This is a genomic window from Shewanella kaireitica (assembly GCF_023284045.1).
Taxonomy (GTDB): Bacteria; Pseudomonadota; Gammaproteobacteria; order Enterobacterales; family Shewanellaceae; genus Shewanella; species Shewanella kaireitica.
Map to the genome: position 1 here is coordinate 77,172 of NZ_JAKIKQ010000017.1, position 23,281 is coordinate 100,452.

General features: G+C 43.7%; 23 protein-coding genes. 18 read left to right on the top strand and 5 right to left on the bottom strand.

Annotated elements, in window-relative coordinates; translation table 11 throughout:
- The first annotated feature begins 248 nt into the window (after nt 1–248).
- The 18 genes from mnmG (at nt 249) to glmS (ending at nt 19,542) form a co-directional block, all read left to right on the top strand.
- On the top strand, nt 249–2,138 hold the full coding sequence (gene mnmG / locus L2730_RS17820) for a tRNA uridine-5-carboxymethylaminomethyl(34) synthesis enzyme MnmG (protein ID WP_248975832.1): 1,890 nt from the start codon (nt 249–251) through the stop codon (nt 2,136–2,138).
- Between the two features lie 119 nt (nt 2,139–2,257).
- Nucleotides 2,258–2,881, top strand: coding sequence for a 16S rRNA (guanine(527)-N(7))-methyltransferase RsmG (gene rsmG / locus L2730_RS17825; protein WP_248975833.1), 624 nt, complete (start codon nt 2,258–2,260; stop codon nt 2,879–2,881).
- Between the two features lie 230 nt (nt 2,882–3,111).
- Complete coding sequence (locus L2730_RS17830) at nt 3,112–3,900, top strand: ParA family protein (RefSeq protein ID WP_020915103.1); 789 nt, start codon at nt 3,112–3,114, stop codon at nt 3,898–3,900.
- Between the two features lie 9 nt (nt 3,901–3,909).
- On the top strand, nt 3,910–4,797 hold the full coding sequence (locus tag L2730_RS17835) for a ParB/RepB/Spo0J family partition protein (protein WP_248975834.1): 888 nt from the start codon (nt 3,910–3,912) through the stop codon (nt 4,795–4,797).
- A gap of 224 nt (nt 4,798–5,021) precedes the next feature.
- Nucleotides 5,022–5,405: an ATP synthase subunit I gene (locus L2730_RS17840; protein WP_248975835.1), complete on the top strand. Its 384-nt coding sequence runs from the start codon at nt 5,022–5,024 to the stop codon at nt 5,403–5,405.
- 12 nt (nt 5,406–5,417) lie between these two features.
- The gene (gene atpB / locus L2730_RS17845; protein WP_020915100.1) at nt 5,418–6,212 is read left to right on the top strand and encodes a F0F1 ATP synthase subunit A; all 795 of its coding nucleotides are present in this window, start codon (nt 5,418–5,420) and stop codon (nt 6,210–6,212) included.
- A 65-nt stretch (nt 6,213–6,277) separates the two neighbouring features.
- Nucleotides 6,278–6,529 (top strand): F0F1 ATP synthase subunit C, encoded by a 252-nt coding sequence (gene atpE, locus L2730_RS17850; RefSeq protein WP_011639455.1) that lies wholly within the window; start codon nt 6,278–6,280, stop codon nt 6,527–6,529.
- A 37-nt stretch (nt 6,530–6,566) separates the two neighbouring features.
- Nucleotides 6,567–7,037 (top strand): F0F1 ATP synthase subunit B, encoded by a 471-nt coding sequence (atpF, locus tag L2730_RS17855; protein WP_248975836.1) that lies wholly within the window; start codon nt 6,567–6,569, stop codon nt 7,035–7,037.
- 15 nt (nt 7,038–7,052) lie between these two features.
- Nucleotides 7,053–7,586, top strand: a complete 534-nt coding sequence (gene atpH / locus L2730_RS17860) for a F0F1 ATP synthase subunit delta (protein WP_248975837.1) — start codon at nt 7,053–7,055, stop codon at nt 7,584–7,586.
- Nucleotides 7,587–7,600: 14 nt separating this feature from the next.
- Entirely contained in the window at nt 7,601–9,142 is a 1,542-nt protein-coding gene (gene atpA / locus L2730_RS17865) for a F0F1 ATP synthase subunit alpha (protein ID WP_020915097.1), read from the top strand.
- Nucleotides 9,143–9,190: 48 nt separating this feature from the next.
- Nucleotides 9,191–10,051, top strand: a complete 861-nt coding sequence (gene atpG / locus L2730_RS17870; RefSeq protein ID WP_248975838.1) for a F0F1 ATP synthase subunit gamma — start codon at nt 9,191–9,193, stop codon at nt 10,049–10,051.
- Between the two features lie 35 nt (nt 10,052–10,086).
- Entirely contained in the window at nt 10,087–11,463 is a 1,377-nt protein-coding gene (atpD, locus tag L2730_RS17875) for a F0F1 ATP synthase subunit beta (RefSeq protein ID WP_020915095.1), read from the top strand.
- 44 nt (nt 11,464–11,507) lie between these two features.
- Nucleotides 11,508–11,936 carry a F0F1 ATP synthase subunit epsilon gene (locus tag L2730_RS17880; RefSeq protein ID WP_248975839.1) on the top strand — a complete coding sequence of 143 codons (429 nt, stop codon included), beginning with the start codon at nt 11,508–11,510 and terminating at the stop codon, nt 11,934–11,936.
- Between the two features lie 494 nt (nt 11,937–12,430).
- Complete coding sequence (locus tag L2730_RS17885; RefSeq protein ID WP_248975840.1) at nt 12,431–12,787, top strand: DsrE/DsrF/TusD sulfur relay family protein; 357 nt, start codon at nt 12,431–12,433, stop codon at nt 12,785–12,787.
- Nucleotides 12,788–12,885: 98 nt separating this feature from the next.
- Nucleotides 12,886–14,250 (top strand): bifunctional UDP-N-acetylglucosamine diphosphorylase/glucosamine-1-phosphate N-acetyltransferase GlmU, encoded by a 1,365-nt coding sequence (gene glmU / locus L2730_RS17890; protein WP_248975841.1) that lies wholly within the window; start codon nt 12,886–12,888, stop codon nt 14,248–14,250.
- Between the two features lie 301 nt (nt 14,251–14,551).
- Nucleotides 14,552–16,699: a TonB-dependent siderophore receptor gene (locus L2730_RS17895; RefSeq protein WP_248975842.1), complete on the top strand. Its 2,148-nt coding sequence runs from the start codon at nt 14,552–14,554 to the stop codon at nt 16,697–16,699.
- A 158-nt stretch (nt 16,700–16,857) separates the two neighbouring features.
- The gene (locus tag L2730_RS17900) at nt 16,858–17,628 is read left to right on the top strand and encodes a DeoR/GlpR family DNA-binding transcription regulator (protein WP_248975843.1); all 771 of its coding nucleotides are present in this window, start codon (nt 16,858–16,860) and stop codon (nt 17,626–17,628) included.
- 84 nt (nt 17,629–17,712) lie between these two features.
- Complete coding sequence (glmS, locus tag L2730_RS17905; protein WP_248975844.1) at nt 17,713–19,542, top strand: glutamine--fructose-6-phosphate transaminase (isomerizing); 1,830 nt, start codon at nt 17,713–17,715, stop codon at nt 19,540–19,542.
- Nucleotides 19,543–19,608: 66 nt separating this feature from the next.
- On the opposite strand, the gene L2730_RS17910 is transcribed toward glmS, so the two are convergent.
- From L2730_RS17910 to pstC, 5 genes are all read right to left on the bottom strand, one after another.
- Nucleotides 19,609–19,884 (bottom strand): hypothetical protein, encoded by a 276-nt coding sequence (locus L2730_RS17910; RefSeq protein ID WP_248975845.1) that lies wholly within the window; start codon nt 19,882–19,884, stop codon nt 19,609–19,611.
- Between the two features lie 130 nt (nt 19,885–20,014).
- Nucleotides 20,015–20,203 (bottom strand): hypothetical protein, encoded by a 189-nt coding sequence (locus L2730_RS17915; RefSeq protein WP_248975846.1) that lies wholly within the window; start codon nt 20,201–20,203, stop codon nt 20,015–20,017.
- A gap of 506 nt (nt 20,204–20,709) precedes the next feature.
- Complete coding sequence (gene pstB / locus L2730_RS17920) at nt 20,710–21,459, bottom strand: phosphate ABC transporter ATP-binding protein PstB (protein WP_248975847.1); 750 nt, start codon at nt 21,457–21,459, stop codon at nt 20,710–20,712.
- Nucleotides 21,460–21,471: 12 nt separating this feature from the next.
- Nucleotides 21,472–22,329, bottom strand: coding sequence for a phosphate ABC transporter permease PstA (pstA, locus tag L2730_RS17925; protein WP_248975848.1), 858 nt, complete (start codon nt 22,327–22,329; stop codon nt 21,472–21,474).
- A complete protein-coding gene (gene pstC, locus L2730_RS17930) occupies nt 22,329–23,234 on the bottom strand; it encodes a phosphate ABC transporter permease subunit PstC (protein ID WP_248975856.1) in 906 nt (301 codons plus the stop codon). The genes pstA and pstC overlap by 1 nt, the downstream gene beginning before the upstream one ends.
- Nucleotides 23,235–23,281: the final 47 nt, after the last annotated feature.

A 23,281-nucleotide genomic window follows, 5' to 3' on the forward strand; every position in this document is an offset into this window, starting at 1 on the left:
CGCGATCAGATCACAGGTTTGATCACGCATTAACTGATGATTTTATTAAGGAAATAAGGTTATCCACCGAAAAAGGCGATCCTAATAGTAAACATAATAAGAGATCTATTTAAAGATCTTAAGATCTATTAAGCAGATCGGTGTTGATCAAAACAGGCAAAATAGATCGTTCACCTTCGGCAAAGCAAATGCTAAAATGACCTGCTCAGAAACAGGTTTTTATCCTTTTACCAATCGAAGGCTGTCGAATGCATTTTCATGAACGGTTTGATGTAATCGTTGTTGGTGGTGGTCATGCTGGAACAGAAGCGGCGTTAGCTTCTGCCAGAATGGGCTCCAAAACACTTTTGCTAACCCATAACATAGATACTTTAGGACAGATGTCCTGTAATCCTGCTATCGGCGGCATAGGTAAAGGACACCTGGTTAAAGAAATTGATGCCTTAGGCGGAGCAATGGCAATCGCTACCGACTACGCAGGGATCCAATTTAGAACATTGAATTCAAGCAAAGGCCCAGCGGTACGTGCTACTCGAGCTCAGGCTGATAGAGCACTTTACCGACATAAAATCCAAGAGATTTTACAGCACCAACCCAACTTACGTATTTTCCAGCAAGCGGTAGACGATCTTGTTGTTGAAAATGAAACGGTAGTGGGCGTAGTAACTCAAATGGGTCTAGCGTTCGAAGCACCTGCAGTTGTGTTAACAACAGGCACATTTTTAAGCGGTAAGATCCACATTGGCTTAGAGAATTACAGCGGTGGTAGAGCAGGCGATCCGCCAGCTATTGCCCTCGCCCATCGTTTACGAGAATTACCGATCCGTGTTGGTCGCCTTAAAACTGGTACACCGCCACGTATCGATGCCAATACCATTGATTTTTCTAAAATGACAGAGCAAAAAGGTGACGATCCCCTTCCTGTGATGTCGTTCATTGGTGATGTTAGCCAGCATCCTGATCAGGTTTCCTGTCATATCACCCATACTAACGAACGTACTCACGATATTATTCGTGCTGGACTCGATCGTAGCCCTATGTATTCAGGTGTTATCGAAGGTATTGGCCCACGCTACTGCCCTTCTATCGAAGATAAGATTAACCGTTTTGCAGACAAAGATTCACATCAGATCTTTATTGAGCCTGAAGGCTTAAATACTACTGAGATCTATCCAAATGGTATTTCGACCAGCTTACCTTTCGATGTGCAATTGAATTTAGTTCGTTCAATCAAGGGCATGGAAAATGCTGAGATTATGCGACCTGGTTACGCGATTGAGTACGATTATTTCGATCCACGCGATCTTAAGAACTCACTTGAAACCAAGACCATTAATGGCTTGTTCTTTGCTGGGCAGATCAACGGTACCACTGGCTATGAAGAAGCTGGTGCACAAGGTTTATTGGCTGGCATGAACGCGTCATTGCAAGTGCAAGGAAAAGAGACTTGGTGTCCACGCCGTGATCAAGCTTATCTAGGTGTGTTAGTTGACGACTTATCAACGTTAGGGACTAAAGAACCTTACCGAATGTTCACCAGTCGGGCGGAATACCGCTTACTGCTTCGTGAAGACAATGCTGATCTACGTCTTACTGAGAAAGGCCGCGAATTGGGTCTGGTTGACGATGAACGTTGGGCTAAATTTAGCGACAAAATGGAGTCGATTGAAACTGAATTACAGCGCTTGCGCAGTCAGTGGATCCACCCTAAATCACCACTTGTAGATGTGCTTAATCCACATCTGAAAACACCGATTGCACGGGAAGCCACCTTTGAAGATCTGCTGCGTCGTCCGGAACTTGATTATCCAACATTGATGTCTATCGATGGTTTTGGCCCAGGCATTGATGATCAACGTGCTGCCGAGCAAGTACAGATCCAGGTTAAATATTCAGGTTATATCCAGCGTCAGCAAGATGAGATTGATAAAGCGATCCGCCACGAGACTACTGGCTTACCATTGGATCTTGATTATCAAGAGGTTCCTGGACTGTCGAATGAGGTGATAGCTAAGATGAATGAGCACAAGCCTGAAACGGTTGGCCAAGCTTCTCGTATCTCTGGTATGACACCAGCTGCAATCTCAATTTTGCTGGTTCATTTGAAAAAACGCGGTTTATTAAGAAAAAGCGCTTAAATAACGCAATATAACGCCGTTATGCACGATAAAGGGAAGCTTTGAGGCTTCCTTTCATCTTTTCGGCGCTTCATAATACCGAAGAATATCTGATTTACTTTGTTTCGAGGACACGAATAGTGTTATTTGCCCAGTTAAATGAATACATGGCTGAAGTTGGCCTAGATGCTAGTGAGCAGCAAAAAAAGCAACTTGTTGACTTTGTTGGCATGCTCAATAAATGGAATAAGGCATTTAACCTGACTTCTGTACGTGATCCTGAGCAGATGCTAATTCGCCACATCATGGATAGCTTAGTGGTATCGCCGCATCTTAAAGGCTCTCGTTTTATTGATGTAGGTACCGGTCCTGGTTTACCAGGGATCCCATTGGCGATCTTAAACCCTGACAAAGAGTTTGTATTACTCGATAGTTTGGGGAAAAGGATCCGCTTCCAAAAACAGGTTCAGTTTGAACTTGGGATTAATAATATTTCATCGATTGAAAGCCGCGTTGAAGCTTATCAACCTGAAGAGTTATTCGATGGTGTATTGAGTCGAGCGTTTGCCTCTATTCAAGATATGCTGCAATGGTGTCATCATTTGCCAAAGGCTGATGGCTGTTTTTATGCCTTAAAAGGCCAGTTAAGCGATGAAGAGATGGCAAATATGCCCGCAGGTTTTGTTGTGACTGACACCATAGAGCTAGTAGTTCCAAAGCTCGATGAGCAACGCCATTTATTGCGCGTGGTGAAACAAGATTAATTAAAATGTATATGGCCAAACTGGTCATATACCTGCTTGCTGTATTGAATTAAGTTGTTTATTAGTGCCATAAAACTTGGCGCAATGCAGATAAAGCGTACTGAACAGTTGCATTCTTTCAGCGCTTCAAGCAATTTGGTAACAGTATATGCGCTAATTTCCCCCTCATTTTTAGCACCGTCAATGAGAGAGGGCCTGAACATAATAAAAGTGACTTACAGGGTGATATTGTGGGTAAAGTAATTGCCGTAGCCAACCAAAAAGGTGGTGTCGGAAAAACAACGACTTGTGTAAATCTAGCGGCTTCATTGGCGGCAACTAAGCGTCGTGTACTGTTGATCGATCTTGATCCACAAGGTAATGCGACTATGGGTAGCGGTATCGACAAGTATGAAGTCGAAAACACTGCTTATGAGTTGTTGGTTGAAGAGAAGTCTTTCGAAGAAGTTGTTTGCCGAGATACTAACGGAAAATACGATCTTATTGCGGGTAACGGCGATGTTACCGCTGCTGAAATTAAGTTGATGGAGTTTTTTGCTCGAGAGATCCGTTTGCGCAACGCCCTAGCGCCAATTAAAGATGATTATGACTTTATCTTTATCGATTGCCCGCCTTCACTCAATATGTTGACCGTTAATGCTATGTCTGCAGCTGATTCAGTATTAGTGCCTATGCAGTGTGAATATTATGCCCTAGAAGGCTTAACGGCGTTGATGGATACCATCAGTAAGTTAGGCTCTATGGTAAACCCTGGTCTGCATATCGAAGGGATCTTACGTACGATGTACGATCCGCGTAACCGTTTATCTAATGATGTGTCTGATCAATTGAAACAGCATTTTGGTGAGAAAGTTTACCGTACTGTGATCCCAAGGAATGTTCGACTTGCTGAAGCGCCAAGTTTTGGAGCGCCAGCCATGTATTACGACAAATCGAGCGCGGGAGCAAAAGCCTACCTCGCATTGGCGGGTGAAATTATTCGCCGTGCAGAGCAATTAGATCTGGCTGAGCAAGACTAAGGAATAGAGATGACATTGAAGAAAAGAGGCTTAGGTAAAGGGCTTGACGCACTTTTAAGTACAAGCCATGCAGCCAGTAAAAGATTAGAGCCTAAAGCTACTGAAGGTGAGCAAGATATAAAAAATGATGATCTAATCACCTTAGATATCGACAGATTGCAGCCGGGTAAGTATCAGCCACGAAAGGATATGTCTACCGAAGCGCTTGAAGAACTCGCTGAGTCTATTCGAGCACAAGGTGTTATTCAGCCAATCGTTGTGCGTAAGGTTTCTGCTGAAGGGTATGAAATTATTGCTGGTGAACGTCGCTGGCGCGCATCTCAGTTAGCTGGGCTGACCAAGATCCCATGTATTGTAAAGCAAGTCCCTGACGAAGCCGCTGTGGCGATTGCGTTGATTGAGAATATCCAACGTGAAGACCTTAATGCGATGGAAGAAGCAATTGCTTTGAATCGCTTAATTGAAGAATTTGAGCTTACCCATCAACAAATTGCTGACGCGGTGGGTAAATCTCGTGCAACAGTATCCAATCTGCTGCGTTTAAATGGCCTTAATGAGCCGGTAAAACGCATGCTGGAATATGGCGATATTGATATGGGCCATGGTCGTGCTTTGCTTGCAATTGAAGGTGATGAGCAAACAAATTTGGCCAGATTGGTGGTTTCAAAAGAATTAACTGTTCGTGAAACTGAACGGTTAGTTAATAAAACCTTAAACCAAACTGAAATCGTCGAAAAACCAGCTAAAGATCACGATGTAGTCCGTCTTGAGAGCCAATTAATTGAAAGGCTAGGCGCCAAAGTTTCTCTTACCCACAATAAGAAAGGTAAGGGGAAAATGGTAATTAACTATCAAAATTTGGCTGAATTAGAGGGTATTATCAGCAAAATCCGCTAAATAAAACAAAGTTAACACTATATTATGTAACTTTGTGACATCTGTTAATCTTACACTTTTAGACTTTTGGCGTAGATCACGCTAAAAGTCTCCTTTTTCTAGCTGTTAAACTTGCTTTGAAACACTGAAACGGTATACTTTCGCAAGCTTTTTGTACCTCGGGTTTATACGGATATATGTAGTCCGGTCATCGAAACAGGAAGTGATAATGCGGAGAAGATAAATTGAGCAAGGTTTTAGCACGACGTGGCCGTTGGTCAGCCTATAAATTGGTTTTGATACAGGCGGCGCTGGCTGGGAGTGTTTCAGTTTTCTTTTTCGCCATGTGGGGAGCTCAGTATGGTGTATCTGCTTTAGCAGGTGGCGCTATCGCTGTACTCCCTAATTTTGTATTCGCAACCCTCGCTTTTTCCCATACGGGAGCAAGCTCCGCAGCTAAAGTTGTTAAGACTTTTTACTGGGGGGAAGCGGTAAAGATGCTGTTAACCATAGCAATGTTTTCGTTAGTGTTTATCAATATTGAAGTCGGCTTTATGCCTCTTTTTGTTTGTTACACCCTGACGTTAGTAGTGCATTGGACAGCTCCTTTATATTTCAAGCAAAGTTAAGTGGGATGAATCATGGCTGCAACTGGTGAAGCGTTAACACCGCAGGGCTATATCCAGCACCACCTTACCAACCTAAGCGTTGGCGAAGGCTTCTGGACATGGCACATTGATTCGTTGTTCTTTTCGGTTGGGCTTGGTGTTTTGTTCTTGTGGCTATTCCATAGCGTTGGCAAGAAAGCAACTACCGGTGTTCCTGGCAAACTTCAGTGTTTTGTCGAGATGATAGTTGAGTTCGTTGACAATAGCGTTAAGGAGACCTTCCATGGCCGCAATCCTGTTATTGCTCCGTTGGCATTAACAATTTTTGTATGGGTATTCATGATGAACTTCATGGATATGGTTCCAGTTGACTGGATCCCTGAACTAGCGATGGCTGCTGGTATCCCTTACATGAAAGTTGTACCAACGACAGACTTAAACATTACCTTTAGCATGGCTATCGGTGTGTTCTTGCTGATTATTTATTACAGCATTAAAGTCAAAGGCGTTTCAGGTTTTGTTAAAGAACTGACCATGCAGCCTTTTAACCATTGGGCAATGATACCCGTCAACTTCCTGCTAGAAACGGTTACTTTGATCGCTAAGCCAATCTCATTGGCACTGCGTTTATTTGGTAACTTGTATGCGGGTGAGTTGATTTTCATCCTTATTGCGTTGATGTACGGTGCTAACTGGGCGTTATCTACTCTAGGTGTAACACTACAACTAGGTTGGTTAATCTTCCATATTTTGGTTATCACTTTACAAGCGTTTATCTTCATGATGTTGACCATTGTTTACTTAAGCATGGCGCATGAAGATCATTAAGGACTGCTGTAGAAATTTTTAAACTAAATCATTAATAACAAAGATTTAGAATATTGGAGATAGAGATGGAAACTGTATTAGGCATGACAGCTATTGCTGTTGCTCTGTTGATTGGTATGGGTGCGTTAGGTACTGCTATCGGTTTCGGCCTACTAGGTGGCAAGTTCTTGGAAGGCGCTGCGCGTCAACCAGAAATGGCTCCTATGCTACAAGTTAAAATGTTCATCGTAGCGGGTCTTTTGGACGCCGTAACTATGATCGGTGTTGGTATTGCATTATTCATGCTATTTACTAACCCTCTTGGTGCAATGCTTTAATAAACGCTTCTGTCTTTAAACTTAATAGGAGGCTGTTGTGAATATCAACGCTACCCTACTCGGTCAGACGGTTGCCTTTATTCTCTTCGTGTGGTTCTGCATGAAGTTTGTTTGGCCTCCTTTGATGAATGCCATCGAAGAACGCCAAAAAAGGATTGCCGACGGTCTAGCCGATGCTGACCGTGCCGTGAAAGACCTTGAGTTGGCACAGGCGAAAGCCACTGACCAACTAAAAGATGCAAAAGCGACTGCTAACGAAATTATTGAGTCTGCGAACAAACGCAAAGCTCAAATCGTTGATGAAGCTAAAGCCGAAGCTGACGCTGAGCGAGCTAAAATTATCGCTCAAGGTCAAGCAGAAATTGAAGCTGAACGTAATCGCGTAAAAGAAGACTTGCGTAAGCAAGTTGCTGTACTAGCTATTGCTGGCGCAGAAAAAATTCTTGAACGTTCGATTGATGAAGCCGCCCACAGTGACATAGTTAATAAACTTGTTGCTGAACTTTGATAAGGAGTTTGAGTTATGGCTGAAATAACCACCATCGCTCGTCCTTACGCAAAGGCAGCTTTTGACTTTGCTCTTGAACAAAATGCAATAGAAAATTGGGTAGAAATGCTTAATTTCGCCGCATTAGTTAGTGAAAACGAAACTATGCAGCCTCTATTGTCTGGCTCTTTAGCCAGTAATCAGCTTGCAGAACTCTTTATTGGAGTTTGTGGTGAGCAGATCAACGAGCAAGCTCAGAACCTGTTAAAGGTAATGGCTGAAAACGGTCGTTTAGTAGTGCTACCAGCTGTTGCTCAACTATTTGTTGAGATGCAACACGAGTATGCGAAAGAAGTTGAAGCGTTTGTCGTTTCAGCTACCGAGCTTACCTCTGAGCAACAACAGGAAATGAGCGCTTCTTTAGAGAAACGTCTAGCACGCAAAGTTAAGCTGAATTGCAGCATAGATGCCAGCCTTATTGCTGGTGTAATTATCACGGCAGGAGACTTAGTCATAGATGGCTCGGTCCGCGGAAAAATTTCGCGTCTGTCTGATACGCTGCAGTCGTAATTGGGAGTTTGAGCATGCAACTGAATTCCACTGAAATCAGCGATCTGATTAAACAGCGGATCGAGCAGTTCGAAGTCGTTAGTGAAGCTCGCAACGAAGGTACTATCGTTGCAGTAAGTGACGGCATCATCCGCATCCACGGCCTAGCCGACGTGATGCAAGGTGAAATGATCGAGCTGCCTGGTAACCGTTTTGCAATCGCGTTGAACTTAGAACGCGATTCTGTCGGTGCCGTAGTAATGGGCCCTTATGCCACTTTGGCTGAAGGCGACAAAGTTAAAACAACAGGCCGTATTTTGGAAGTACCTGTTGGCCGTGGTCTTTTAGGCCGTGTAGTCAACACTCTAGGTGAACCAATTGACGGTAAAGGACCTATCGATAGCGATGGTTTCTCTCCTGTTGAAGTAATTGCACCAGGTGTAATTGAGCGTAAGTCAGTAGACCAACCAGTACAAACTGGTTATAAAGCTGTTGACTCCATGATCCCAATCGGTCGTGGCCAGCGTGAATTGATCATTGGTGACCGTCAGATCGGTAAAACCGCTCTTGCGATCGATGCAATTATCAACCAAAAAGACTCAGGCATTAAGTGTGTATACGTAGCTGTAGGCCAAAAGGCTTCTACAATTGCTAACGTAGTACGCAAGCTTGAAGAGCACGGCGCTTTGGCGAACACCATTGTTGTTGTTGCTACAGCTTCTGAAGCTGCTGCACTACAATACTTGGCTCCATACTCTGGTTGTACAATGGGTGAATATTTCCGTGACCGCGGTGAAGACTCACTGATCGTATATGATGATCTGTCTAAGCAAGCAGTTGCTTACCGTCAGATTTCATTGTTGCTAAAACGTCCACCAGGACGTGAAGCATACCCAGGTGATGTATTCTATCTTCACTCTCGTCTGTTAGAACGTTCTTCACGTGTTAACGCCGAGTATGTTGAGAAGTTCACTAAAGGTGAAGTTAAAGGCCAAACTGGTTCTTTGACTGCTCTACCAATTATTGAAACTCAAGCTGGTGACGTATCTGCATTCGTACCGACTAACGTAATTTCGATTACTGATGGTCAAATCTTCCTTGAAACTGACCTATTTAACTCTGGACTACGTCCTGCTGTTAACCCAGGTATTTCGGTTTCTCGTGTTGGTGGTGCGGCTCAGACTAAGATCATCAAGAAACTGTCTGGTGGTATTCGTACCGCGCTTGCACAGTATCGAGAGCTTGCAGCGTTCTCACAGTTTGCATCTGACTTAGATGATGCAACTCGTGCTCAACTTGAGCATGGTGAGCGTGTTACCGAACTAATGAAGCAAAAGCAATATGCTCCAATGAGTATCGCTGATCAGTCTGTGTCTATTTTCGCAGCTGAAAAAGGTTACTTGAAGAGTGTTGAGCTGAACAAGATCGGTGATTTCGAAGCGTCTCTGCTCTCTTTCATGAACAGTGAACATGCTGACCTAATGAAGACCATCAACGAGACTGGCAACTATAATGCCGACATCGAAGGTGAGTTGAAGGCTAGCTTGGACAAGTTCGTAGAAACCCAAACCTGGTAAAAATTAGAGGTGCCTTAGGCACCTCAGGTCCAGAATTGGAGAGTAAAGATGGCCAACGCTAAAGAGATTAAAACCAAGATCGCGAGTGTTCAAAACACTCAGAAGATCACGTCTGCAATGGAGATGGTTGCCGCGAGTAAAATGCGTAAAGCACAAGATCGCATGGCATCAAGTCGTCCATATGCAGAAAATATGCGTAAGGTGATCGGTCACGTGGCGCAAGGTTCTCTCGAATATAAGCATCCTTATTTGGAAGTGCGAGAAGCCAAGCGTGTTGGTTACATTGTTGTGTCAACCGACCGTGGTCTTTGTGGTGGTCTGAACGTCAACCTTTTCAAAAAGGTTGTCGCAGACGTGAAGAAGCAGCGTGAAGCTGGTGCAGAAGTTGAATTCTGCCCAATTGGCGCACGCAGCGTACAATTCTTCAATAGCTTTGGTGGACAGGTTTCTGCTCACGCTTCAGGTTTAGGTGACGCTCCGTCGTTAACTGACTTGATCGGAACAGTACGTGTCATGCTAGAAGCATACAACGAAGGCAAGCTGGATCGTTTGTACGTAGTATTTAACAAATTCGTTAATACTATGACTCAAACCCCAGTGATCGAGCAGCTGCTACCTTTGCCTAAGTCAGAAGACGATGAGATTTCTCATCACTGGGACTACCTATACGAGCCAGATCCAAAAGAACTTTTGGATACATTGTTGGTTCGTTATGTGGAGTCTCAAGTTTACCAAGGTGTTGTTGAAAACATCGCATCTGAGCAAGCAGCCCGTATGGTTGCTATGAAAGCTGCGACAGACAACGCTGGTGAACTTATCAGTGACTTGGAGTTGGTCTATAACAAGGCCCGTCAGGCTGCGATTACGCAGGAACTGTCGGAAATTGTTTCAGGTGCCGCCGCCGTTTAGGCTAGGTAACGAATACAAGTTTTAGAGGATTAATCATGAGCACAGGTACTGTTGTCCAAGTAATTGGCGCGGTTGTGGACGTTGAGTTTCCACATGATGCCGTACCTCAGGTATATGACGCTCTAGAGATCAAAAGTGAAGGCTTGGTGCTGGAAGTTCAGCAGCAACTAGGTGGTGGTGTAGTTCGTACCATCGCTATGGGTTCTTCAGATGGTCTGCGTCGTGGCCTTGAGGTTGTAAACTCTGGTTCACCAATTACTGTTCCGGTTGGGGAAAAAACCCTTGGCCGTATTATGAACGTATTGGGTCAACCAGTAGATGAAGCTGGCCCTATCGGTGAAGAAGATCGCTATGTGATCCACCGTGAAGCTCCTTCATACGAAGATCAGTCAAACACCACTGAACTTTTAGAGACTGGTATCAAGGTTATTGACCTTGTATGTCCATTCGCTAAGGGTGGTAAAGTTGGTTTGTTTGGTGGTGCTGGTGTTGGTAAGACCGTCAACATGATGGAACTTATTAACAACATCGCTAAAGCACACTCTGGTTTATCAGTTTTCGCTGGTGTAGGTGAGCGTACTCGTGAGGGTAACGACTTCTACTACGAGATGGAAGATTCAGGTGTTCTCGACAAAGTGGCCATGGTATATGGTCAGATGAACGAGCCTCCAGGAAACCGTCTACGTGTGGCACTAACTGGTCTAACTATGGCCGAGAAGTTCCGTGACGAAGGTAAAGATGTACTTTTCTTCGTTGATAACATCTATCGTTACACCTTGGCAGGTACTGAAGTATCTGCACTGCTAGGCCGTATGCCATCAGCAGTAGGTTACCAGCCAACATTGGCTGAAGAGATGGGTGTACTTCAGGAGCGTATTACATCGACTAAGACAGGGTCTATTACCTCTGTTCAAGCCGTATACGTACCTGCGGATGACTTAACGGATCCATCACCAGCAACAACCTTCGCTCACTTAGACGCGACTGTTGTATTGTCACGTAACATTGCTTCTCTGGGTATTTACCCAGCGGTTGACCCATTGGATTCGACTTCACGTCAGCTAGATCCACAGGTTGTTGGCCAAGAGCATTACGATGTTGCTAACGGTGTTCAAACCGTACTTCAGCGCTACAAAGAGCTGAAAGATATTATTGCGATCCTAGGTATGGATGAATTATCTGATGAAGATAAGACAACTGTATTCCGTGCTCGTAAGATTGAAAAATATCTTTCTCAGCCTTTCTTCGTTGCTGAAGTATTCACCGGTTCTCCAGGTAAGTACGTTTCTCTTAAAGACACAATCCGTGGCTTCAAGGGCATTCTAGATGGTGAGTTCGATCACCTTCCAGAGCAAGCGTTCTACATGGTTGGTTCAATCGACGAAGCCGTTGAGAAAGCTAACAAAAAATAACTGAGTACTCTGTAGCAATACAGAGACTAGTTTAAGGAGAACGGATGGCAGCCATGACAGTACAGCTTGATATTGTAAGTGCAGAAAGTAGCATCTTTTCTGGTCTTGTAGCACACCTACAAGTAACTGGTTCAGAAGGTGATCTAGGTGTTATGCCTGGTCACGCGCCTCTGCTTACACATATCAAGCCTGGCATGGCGCGCATCGTCAAGCAAGATGGAAAAGAAGAAGTGTTTTACCTTTCGGGTGGAATCCTGGAAGTGCAACCTTCTTCAGTTTCAGTATTGGCTGACGTAGTATTGCGTGCCGATGATATTGACGAGCAAGCCGCTGCAGAAGCGAAGCGTCGTGCAGAAGCCCATATGGCAGATGCAGGTGCAGACTTCAACTATGCAGCAGCAGCGATTGAGCTAGCTCAAGCAGTTGCTCAGCTTCGCGTTGTCGAGACCATCAAAAAGAACATTACCAGATAGGTTATTGTTGATGAAAAAAGGCGCTTACCGAAAGGTAAGCGCCTTTTTTGTTTTAAAGAAGAACAAATACAATAGCACGCTGTATATCTAGCAAAGCTCACAATGCTACTAAGGGAGCTAAACACAGAAGGATGCTAGGTTAAAGTTAGGGTCGGCATTTATGCCGTCTCACTCAAGGCTAGAACCTTGGTTGTAGGTCGGCATTTATGCCGTCTCACTCAAGGCTAGAACCTTGGTTTTAGGTCGGCTTTATGCCATTTCACACAAGGCTATAACCTTGGTTGTAGCTCGGCATTTATGCCGTCTCACTCAAGGCTAGAACCTTGGTTGTAGGTCGGCATTTATGCCGTCTCACTCAAGGCTAGAACCTTGGTTGTAGGTCGGCATTTATGCCGTCTCATATTTGATAATATTAGAACGTGATCTAAGTAAAGTCCTCTATCCAATTTGAGTGTTACCCTCTGGCGATTAACCTATTGCCTGAACTCTTTTCTATGCAACATATCCTTATTATTGTTAATGATGCCCCTTATGGTTCTGAAAGACTCTTTAATGCTCTGCGCTTAGCTATTCAGCTTAACGAGCAAGAAAACCCACCAGCAAAGGTCAGTTTGTTTTTACTGTCAGATGCGATTACCGCTGTTATACCAAAGCAAAACCCCGGCGAGGGCTATAACATTCAGCAGATGCTAGAAATTATTATCGCTCAAGGTAGCCAAGTTAAGTTCTGCGCTTCTTGTATGCACTCGCGTGGCTTGGCCGAGTTAAAGGTCATTGAAGGTTGTGATGTTGCTACAATGGATGATCTTGCCCAGTGGGTAATTATCGCTGATAAAACTGTTACTTTTTAATCATGACTCAATCTAGCTAGAGTCGCTTTTATGGTTGATTTAGCTTAAAATCAGCCCTCAAAAATTTTATAAGCAAGTATCAGCTCAAGGATTAAAAAATGGCACTGAATGTCGTGATTTTAGCAGCAGGCAAGGGAACCCGCATGCGCTCAGATCTTCCCAAAGTTCTTCATCCTATCGCTCACAAAAGCATGGTCCAACATGTTATTGATACTGCACATGAAGTGGGTAGTGATGCTATTCAATTGGTGTATGGTTACGGCGCGGATAAGTTGCAAGCTAAACTCGGTGAGCAACAACTTAACTGGGTATTACAAGCTGAGCAGCTAGGTACTGGACATGCAGTTGCACAAGCTAACAACAATATTGGCGACGATGATACCGTTTTAATTCTTTACGGTGATGTACCACTTATTCAAGCGTCGACCCTTGAGTCTTTACTTGCTGCTCGTGATGAGAATGGTTTAGCTATTCTTACCGTTAACCTACCTAACCCTATGGGTTATGGACGTATTGTACGTGAAGACAATAAAGTGGTTGGTATCGTAGAGCAAAAAGATGCCAATGCAGAGCAACTTGCTATCAGTGAAATCAATACTGGTATTATGGCGGCTCCAGGCAAGCAACTTAAAGCTTGGTTGGGTCAGCTTTCATCAGATAATGCTCAGGGCGAATATTACCTGACTGATATCGTGGCTATGGCTCATAAAGATGGTGTTGCAATTACCACTGCACAGCCTGAATCCGCCGTTGAAGTTGAAGGTGCTAATAACCGAGTACAGCTCGCTCAACTTGAGCGTGCTTACCAAGCTCGTGCTGCTGAAAAATTGATGCTTGAGGGGGCTAACTTACGTGATCCTGCTCGTATCGATATCCGCGGTGATGTGACTGTTGGTATGGATGTGATGATTGATGTCAATGTGGTGATTGAAGGTACGGTAAATATTGGTAACAACGTGACTATTGGTGCCGGCGCAATTCTTATTAATTGTGACATTGCCGACAATGCTGAAATCAAACCATATTCGATTGTTGAAAACGCCAAAGTCGGTGTTAAAGCCAGTGCAGGTCCTTTCGCTCGTCTGCGTCCAGGTGCAGAGCTTAAAGAAGATGCGCATATCGGTAATTTCGTTGAGATGAAAAAAGCGATTCTAGGTAAAGGCTCTAAAGCAGGCCATTTAGCTTACATTGGTGATGCAACTATCGGCAGTGGTGTAAATATTGGTGCTGGCACCATTACCTGCAACTACGATGGTGCTAACAAGTTCCAGACCATTATTGAAGACAATGTATTTGTCGGCAGTGATACCCAGCTTGTTGCGCCAATTACCGTAGGTAAAGGTGCGACCTTGGGAGCTGGTTCTACCATCACTAAAGATGTTGCTGCTGATGAATTAGTTATCACACGGGTTAAGCAGCGTCATATATCTGGCTGGGCAAGGCCTGTTAAAAAAGCCAAGTAATTACTAGATTAGATTGAAAAGCGACCTAACGAGGTCGCTTTTTTGGTTTATTACGCGCCATAAAATGGCAGTGATTTTGCTGAGTTAAACAATGAAAGAGGGGGGGGCTGTCAAACTTCAAATAAAGGATACACTTTGATTTGTTTGTTGTTTTCTTGCTTTTGGTGGTTGCCAGTTTGTTAGTGTTGTGCGCGAGTTCACATTGACAATGTAAATACGCGTAAAGAAGTATAAATAAAAACGATTCTCATTTATATTGCAGCCAAATATTACATATTGGTTTCATTTTTTGGGGTTGGTTATGTCTTTTCAGGCGTCTTTTAAGTTTTCTCGTATTGGTTTAGCCGTTGTTGCAGCTTTAGCTTCATCAACCTCTTTTGCTGAGGATGTTGCAGCCGATTCTAATGCTGCAGTAGATAGTAATATCGAACGTATTACTGTTACCGGACGCAGCTTTAATGACTATAACGTTGGTTCATCATCTGGCGCTATGCGAGGTGATATCGACATTCTTGATACCCCACAATCGGTCACCGTAATTCCTGACTTTGTTACTGACGAACAGTTAGCAACAAATCTAGGAGAAGTACTGGTTAATGATTCAAGTGTGACTGGTGGTAGTGAAAAGTGGAACCGTCAAGTATTCAACATTCGCGGTTTTGAGCTTTCTTCAGGTTCAGGCTTCTTGATAAACGGTCAACAGCAGTGGTCTCACTATGTACAGCCAATTGAAACTTTACAGCAAGTTGAGGTGCTAAAAGGTCCTTCAAGCATGCTTTATGGTCAATCAGGCCCTGGTGGTTTGATTAACATGGTGAGCAAAAAGCCAACTTCTGAAACTATGTTTGATTTTGGTTTTGATACCGATGAGCACGGCTCTACCCGTTTTCAACTTGATGCCGGTGGCAGCTTAAACGAGTCTGAAACCATCCGTTACCGCACAGTGTTAGTTAAGCAAGACACTCAATACTGGCGTGAGTACCAAGATGGCTCAAACCAAGAGCGTGACCGTTGGTTAGGTTACTTAAACCTTGAGTTTGATATTACCGATGATCTATTACTATCGGTGAAGTATGACCATACCCAAGACAAGACAGGTATTGATACTGGTGGTTGGTTAGACAGCAGTGGTGACTTGATTGGTGGAAGTGACATCATTTGGGACCAACCTTGGGCATTTACTGACAACACCATCACCAACATGGGTGCTGATTTAACTTACCATATCTCTGATTCATGGCAGGTTAAAGCGGGCTATAACGATCAACAGTTTAATCGCCAGCGTTTAGACTCATCTCCGCAATACTCAGAAACAGCAATGACAGACGGCTATACTATTAAGCCCTTTGACCGTTACGATGATTGGCAGCATAAAACAGGTTATGTTGATTTCACTGGTAACTTCTATACTGGCGACGTTGAACATCAACTACTTGTTGGTGCCAATATGCTTGACTACTACTATGGCCAATTGAAAGATAGCTATGTGTCTGAAGGTGGTGATAACTTTATTCCGGTTACACCTGGTACGCCTATCGATAGACCTGATCTTGACTACAACAACGATAGCACTAAGTACGAAAGTGAATACAAGCACTATGGTTTCTATGTACAAGATTTAGTAACGATCACCGATGAGTGGCAAATACTTGCTGGTGTGCGTTATGACGAGCAGAAAAAAGATGGTGAAGGTAATAACAGTTACGCTGTATCACCTAAATTTGGTGTCATTTACTCACCAGCCGCTAACGGTAGTATTTACGTTAACTACTCAAAGAGCTTTACACCACAAGGTATTGTTAATGACCCGAATGACGTCAATGACAAAATGAACCTTGATCCTGAATATGGTGAACAGTATGAAATTGGCACCAAGTGGGAGCTATTTGATGGCAGTTTACTACTAACTGGTGCTGTATTTGATATTACCGTATCAAACGTTACTGTTACTGAAGATCTTGCAACACCTGTTGGTGATGACACGCAGATTACCACTCAAAGTGGTGAGCAGCGCCATAAAGGTTTTGAGATGGGCGCTCAGGGGCAGATCAGTGATCAGTGGTTCATGACTAGTTCAATGATGTATCTTGACGCTGAATATATTCGCCCTGAGAGTGATGGCTTAAATGGTATGACGCCGGTTGATGCACCAGAGTGGTCTGCTAACATCTGGACGCGTTACGAAATGACTGAAGATTTAGCGCTGAACTTTGGTGCTATTTATGTGGGTGAACGTTTCGCTAGTACCGATAACACCATTACTAAAGACAGCTATGTACGTTTTGATATGGGCGCCGCTTACACCATGGATATCATGGGCAGTGATGTCAGTGTTCGCATGAACGTTAAGAACCTATTTGATGTTGATTATCTAGCGGGTGGCTCTTATAAAGATGTAACCGTTGGCGAAGGTCGTCACGTTAGTTTGTCACTGGAAGCTAAATTCTAAACTGATTGCTAAAAGCCTTTAAATCGCCTCAACATGTCGTTGAGGCTTTTTTTTATCTGTAATTTGCACATTTAGAGTCATAAATTAAGCAAAAACTAGCAATTAAGTTTCATTTACCTATAATGCACCTTTCGAAACGAAACTTAGCGAAAGGTTTTATGAATAAACGAAACACTCAACAGCGTCGTCATAGCATTATTAGCCTGCTCAATGAGCAAGGTGAAGTGAGTGTTGAGCAGTTGTCCTTACGTTTCGAAACTTCTGAAGTGACCATTCGCAAAGATCTCGCCACTTTGGAAAAGACTGGCCTGCTTTTACGTCGATACGGCGGCGCCGTTGCTGTACCTGATGAAGTTACTCAGCAGTTTAGTGCCAAGGTTGCGCCGAATAAGCTTTCAATAGCTAAAGCGGCGGCGGTTCTTATTAATGACCATAACCGTATTATTATCGATAGTGGCAGCACTACCTCAGGACTTATTGGTGAACTGAATAATAAGCGCGGCTTACTGGTGATGACTAATTCACTCGCACTTGCTAACTCTATCCATGAGCTTGAAAACGAACTAACACTGCTTATGACTGGTGGTACTTGGGATCCTCATTCAGAATCATTTCAGGGGCAAATAGCCGAGCAAGTACTACGCTCTTATAACTTTGATCAGTTGTTTATCGGTGCTGACGGTATCGACCTTGAGCGCGGTACAACCACGTTTAATGAGTTAACAGGCCTGAGTAAGGTGATGGCAGAAGTATCGCGAGAAGTGATCGTTATGTTGGAGTCAGAAAAACTCGGCAGACGCATTCCTAATTTGGAGTTGCCTTGGGGCAATATTAGTGTGCTGGTGTCTGACGACAGGTTACCAAGCGAAGCGGTCGAAAGTATTTCAAAACATGGGGTGCGAGTCATTCTTGCACCTTATGCTGGCTAACCCCTCGAAGTGAGGCAGCCCATTTTTAAATTTAGCTTTTAATTTTAGTTTCAAATTAACTCTGACAGAGTCTAGGAAAATAGTATGTGTGGAATAGTTGGCGCAGTAGCGCAAAGGGATGTTGCAGAAATTCTAGTTGAAGGATTAAGACGACTTGAGTATCGCGGTTATGACTCAGCAGGTGTTGCTGTACTTAATAATGGTGAGCTAAGCCGCACTAGACGCGTAGGTAAAGTGCAGGAGTTATCATCGGCACTTGATGAGCAGCCGCTAGTAGGTGGTACTGGTATCGCACATACTCGCTGGGCCACACATGGTGAACCAAGTGAGCGTAATGCGCACCCACATGAATCAGAAGGTAACATTGCCGTAGTTCATAACGGTATTATCGAAAACCACAACAAGCTGCGTGAGATGCTAAAAGGCCTAGGTTATCGCTTCGCATCTGACACTGACACAGAAGTTATCTGTCACCTAGTTCACCATGAACTTAAATCTCATGACTCTTTACTGGCTGCAGTCCAAGCTACGGTTAAGCAGTTAGAGGGAGCCTATGGCACTGTGGTCATCGACCGCACTGACAGCGAACGCATGATTGTTGCGCGCTCAGGTAGTCCACTCGTTATTGGTTATGGCTTAGGTGAAAACTTCGTAGCTTCTGATCAATTAGCTTTGTTACCAGTGACTCGCTCTTTTGCTTTCCTTGAAGAAGGTGATGTGGCTGAAGTGACCCGCCGCGAAGTTAATATCTTTGATGTTGACGGCAACACTGTTGAGCGTGAAGTGAAAGAGTCTGAAGTTACTCATGATGCTGGCGACAAAGGTGAATACCGTCACTACATGTTAAAAGAGATCTATGAGCAACCAACTGCAATCGCTCATACACTTGAAGGTCGCATTGCGGCAGGTAAAGTTTTAGATTCTGCCTTTGGTGAAAACGCCGCAGAGTTTTTAAAAGATATTAAACATGTACAGATTATCGCTTGTGGTACTAGTTACCATGCAGGCATGGCTGCACGTTACTGGTTAGAAGATTGGGCGGGTGTTTCTTGTAACGTTGAAATCGCCTCTGAGTTCCGTTACCGCAAATCCCATCTATTCCCAAATAGCTTGTTGGTAACTATCTCACAATCAGGTGAAACAGCTGATACGTTAGCGGCTATGCGTCTAGCCAAAGAGATGGGTTATAAAGCGACGCTGACTATCTGTAATGCGCCAGGTTCGTCATTGGTTCGCGAGTCGGACATGGCTTATATGATGAAAGCAGGAGCAGAGATTGGGGTTGCGTCCACCAAAGCTTTCACAGTACAGCTTGCTGGCTTACTCATGCTAACGACTGCAATTGGTCGTCACAATGGCATGTCCGCAGAGATGGAAGCTGAAATTACTCAAAGCTTGCAATCTATGCCTGCAAAAGTTGAACAAGCATTGAGCTTAGATGATGCGATTGCTGAACTGGCAGAAGACTTTGCTGATAAGCATCATGCTTTGTTCTTAGGTCGTGGCGATCAATATCCGATTGCGATGGAAGGTGCGTTGAAGCTTAAAGAGATCTCCTACATTCACGCTGAAGCTTATGCATCAGGTGAGCTTAAACATGGTCCGTTAGCGCTTATTGATGCTGATATGCCTGTTATTGTCGTTGCGCCAAACAACGAGCTGCTTGAAAAGCTTAAATCTAATGTTGAAGAGGTGCGTGCTCGTGGCGGTTTGATGTATGTCTTTGCTGATAAAGATGCAGAGTTTGAGTCTGACGACACCATGAAAGTGATCCCTGTTCCTCATTGTGATGAATTTATGGCTCCACTTATCTACACTATTCCTTTGCAGTTATTGTCATATCATGTGGCATTAATTAAAGGTACTGACGTTGACCAACCACGTAACTTGGCTAAGTCAGTAACAGTAGAATAAACAGCGCTTATTGCTGACAATAAAAAAAGCCTCCTAATTTGGAGGCTTTTTTTATACTGATAAAAGCTACTTCTCTGCAGCACCTTTCTCTTTCGAAATTTTTATATCGAAGTTATCTAGCAACAATAGTGTGTCTGCGATTGCGGCTTTGAGTTTGCCTGCTGGTGGCGAGCTGAGTTTTTTAGCTTGTTTTAAAGATTCTCGCCGAGTGACAAATTCAAGCATGGTTTCGAGTTTTTCGGGGCAATCAATATCGAGAGGGGGGAGCTTTTTAGTTGAGGCATTATTATAAATTTCGAATTCACTTTTTAAGTGTTCTTGAGCTTCTCTGATTCTTTCCATATAAGTTGTAACCCCTGTATATGATTTAACCCATAGTTCGAAGCTAACCGATTAACATAATTTAAACAAGTTAGCCTGTAAAAGTTAGCTCATTCGAGGGGGAGTATTACTAGTTAGTAATACTTTTATACTATTTCTTTGTAAGTAGGCTAATACTGTAAGTATTTCTAAATTGGAATTTATTACCGGCGAGTATTAGCGCTTTGGCTTTTGGCAGATCTTCCAAAGCAAGGCCTTTAGACAGCAAAATAAGTAATGCTTGCGAGATATGTTTTGTTTCCGAAACATGGGATTTTGTATTGTAAAATTCGACCTGCATATACGTCCTATAGACACAGTATTAATAGGCTACTTCTGGTTTTAGGTGCGAGTTGACGGAGTCAGCAAGCAGGTTGCTGAATTTACGCTATTGATTCTGTTTAGCAAGTATTTGCGCTTTATAGCGTTAAGTTGATCTGTTATGAGTGAGTATTTTGTTTTAGGAGATTAGGGGCTGTTGAACTTTAGAGCTTAGTTTTTGTTCGGTTCTTTACCGTAAGGAATAATGCTTCTAGTACAAGGCTTGAGCGATAAAGCTTAGCTGGCTAAGTGAAAAGCTCATAACACATTCTAGTCATAAAAGAATAGAAGCATTGAATCGAACCCAAAGGGCCGCGTTTCTTGGCTATTTTTACTGTGTTGTAGACTATTTGTGGAGAATAACTAAACGGCATAGCCTCCGCCTTGTCAAAATAGCCAATAAACTGCGGCAAAAACAACCGTAAAAGATCAACAGCCCCTAGTCACGCTCATACAGGGTATGGCGTGACTGTTGATAGTTACTGTCTATCCAAACTCACCACTAACATAACCTTGAGTTCGCTTGTCGATTGGTTGATTGAATATTTGACTGGTTTCGCCGTGTTCGACTAGTTCGCCCATCCAGAAGAAAGCGGTTTTATCTGAGATCCGCTTAGCTTGGTTCATCGAGTGAGTCACTATCACTATGGTGAACTTCTGTCGTAGCTCGTCCATGAGCTCCTCGATTTTATGAGTTGCAATTGGGTCAAGCGCGCTGGTGGGTTCATCCATCAAAATCACTTCTGGTTTCATGGCAATAGTGCGGGCTATACACAGTCTTTGTTGTTGCCCACCAGATAAGCCTTGGCCTGGGGAGTCGAGTCTATCTTTAACTTCATCCCATAATGCAGCGCTACTTAGTGCTTCTTCGACTACATCATCTAATACTTTTTTGTCTTTCACTCCTTGAGCCTTGAGCCCAAAGGCCACATTTTCATAGATGCTCATTGGAAAAGGATTGGGCTTTTGAAAGACCATCCCTACTCGCATTCTGAGTTGCTTAACGTCGACGTCTTGATAGATGTTGTCACCTTCAAACATCACGTCACCTTCTATCTTTACGCCAGCGACTAGGTCATTCATACGATTTAGGGTACGAAGCAGTGTTGATTTTCCGCAGCCTGATGGGCCAATTAATGCAGTAACTTGGCGTGATGGTATAGGCAGTGAGATATCTTTTAGCGCATGGTTATCGCCATAAAATAGGTTTAAGTTGTTCACTTCTAGCTTATTCATTGGGATAACCTTTTAATGTTTGTTCATGCGTGTAGCAATAAATTTGGTGGTCATGTTGAGTAGTAGTACCAATACAATCAGCACGGTTGCTGTTGCGTAGGCCTGGTCCCATTCATGTTGAGTAAATAGTTCTTGAGTTAGCTTATACAGATGAACGGTTAAGGTTCGGCCTGAATCGAGCACTGATTCTGGGATCTGAGTTACCATGCCTGCGGTTAAAAAGACTGGCGCGGACTCGCCAATCACTCGACCCGTGCTTAAGATTATTGAGGTGACAATGCCGGGCAAGGCGCTAGGTAAAATAAGGCGATATATCGTATAGATTTTAGAGCTACCAAGGGCGTATCCACCTTCACGGTAACTCATTGGTACGGCCAGCAATGCTTCTTCGGTGGTACGAATAATTACCGGCAATATCAACATTGCCAAAGTTAATGACCCTGAAAGGATTGAGAAGCCTAAGCCTAATGTAGTAACGAAGAACGTCATGCCAAATAGACCGTAAACAATCGAGGGGATCCCAGCGAGTGACTCGGTACAGAAGCGAATGGTTTTAACGACTTTGCTGCCAGGCGCTGCATATTCAGTTAAATATATGGCGGTCATAATGCCGATTGGGGCTGCAATGGCGAGTGACAATCCCACCATATAAACCGTAGAAACGATCATGGCCCAAATACCAGAAGCTTCACCTATGCGGGTGTATGCACCTGTAATGAACTCCCAACTAACGTGTGCTAAACCGTTACTTAAAATATGCCAAACAACCCAAAGCAAAAACATAATGGTGATGGCGGCAGCGCTCCAGATTGCTGCAAATAGCAGTTTGTCTTGTCGCTCTCTATTAAAAATGCGCTTTTCTTGAAGCATTAGTAGCTCCTCTTACGGTTTAGGTATAACAAGCTGGCGTTAAGTAACACGATGAATACCAACAGCACTATGCCTGTTGAGTAGAGTGCGCTGGAGTGAATACCTGTGGCATAAGACATCTCCATTGCAATGTTGGCGGTTAATGTTCTAGCGGGTTCGAGTATGGAACCTGGCATTGCAGGTGCGTTTCCCATCACCATAATAATGGCCATGGTCTCTCCGATAGCACGGGCGATACCTAATGCTACTCCGGTAAATATGCCACTACGTGCAGCAGGAATAAGCACTTTAAATATGCTGTAGATATGCGATGCACCGAGTGCTAGTGCTCCTTCTTTATATACAGGAGGTAATGCTCGTAATGAAGTTTCTGAAATGGTTATCACTGTTGGCAGAATCATTATTGCCAGTACGATAATCCCGGCGAGAATGGTGTTACCAGCAGGTATATTAAATAACGTTTCGATAGCCGGGACTATTATCACTAGACCGAAAAAACCATATACCACTGAAGGTATACCAGCCAATAGTTCGACTGCTGGGCGAACTATATCTGCTAGCCATTTGGGTGCTAGCTCTGCTAAAAATACAGCGGTTAATATTGCGATAGGCACACCTATTACAACGGCGCCAGCTGTTGATATTAGGGTCGATACTATCATCGGGAATATGCCGTAAAGAGCGGGTGGTAACCACTCTCGCCCTAGTACCAAGTTAACCACGCCAGCTTCTCTAAAAGCGGGTAGTCCTTCTTGGAATACAAACCACCCGATAGTGGTTACAGAGATTACACCTACCATGGCGCTGGCTAAGAAAAGCAGATGGAAGAACATCTCTTTCCAATCAAAGTTTTTTGCTGGGGCGAGTTGCATTCCTTGCGCTCGGGCTTTACTGGCTGTGTTCATCATTTTGTCTCGACATATTACGGCTGACGCTAAATGGAATAAACAAA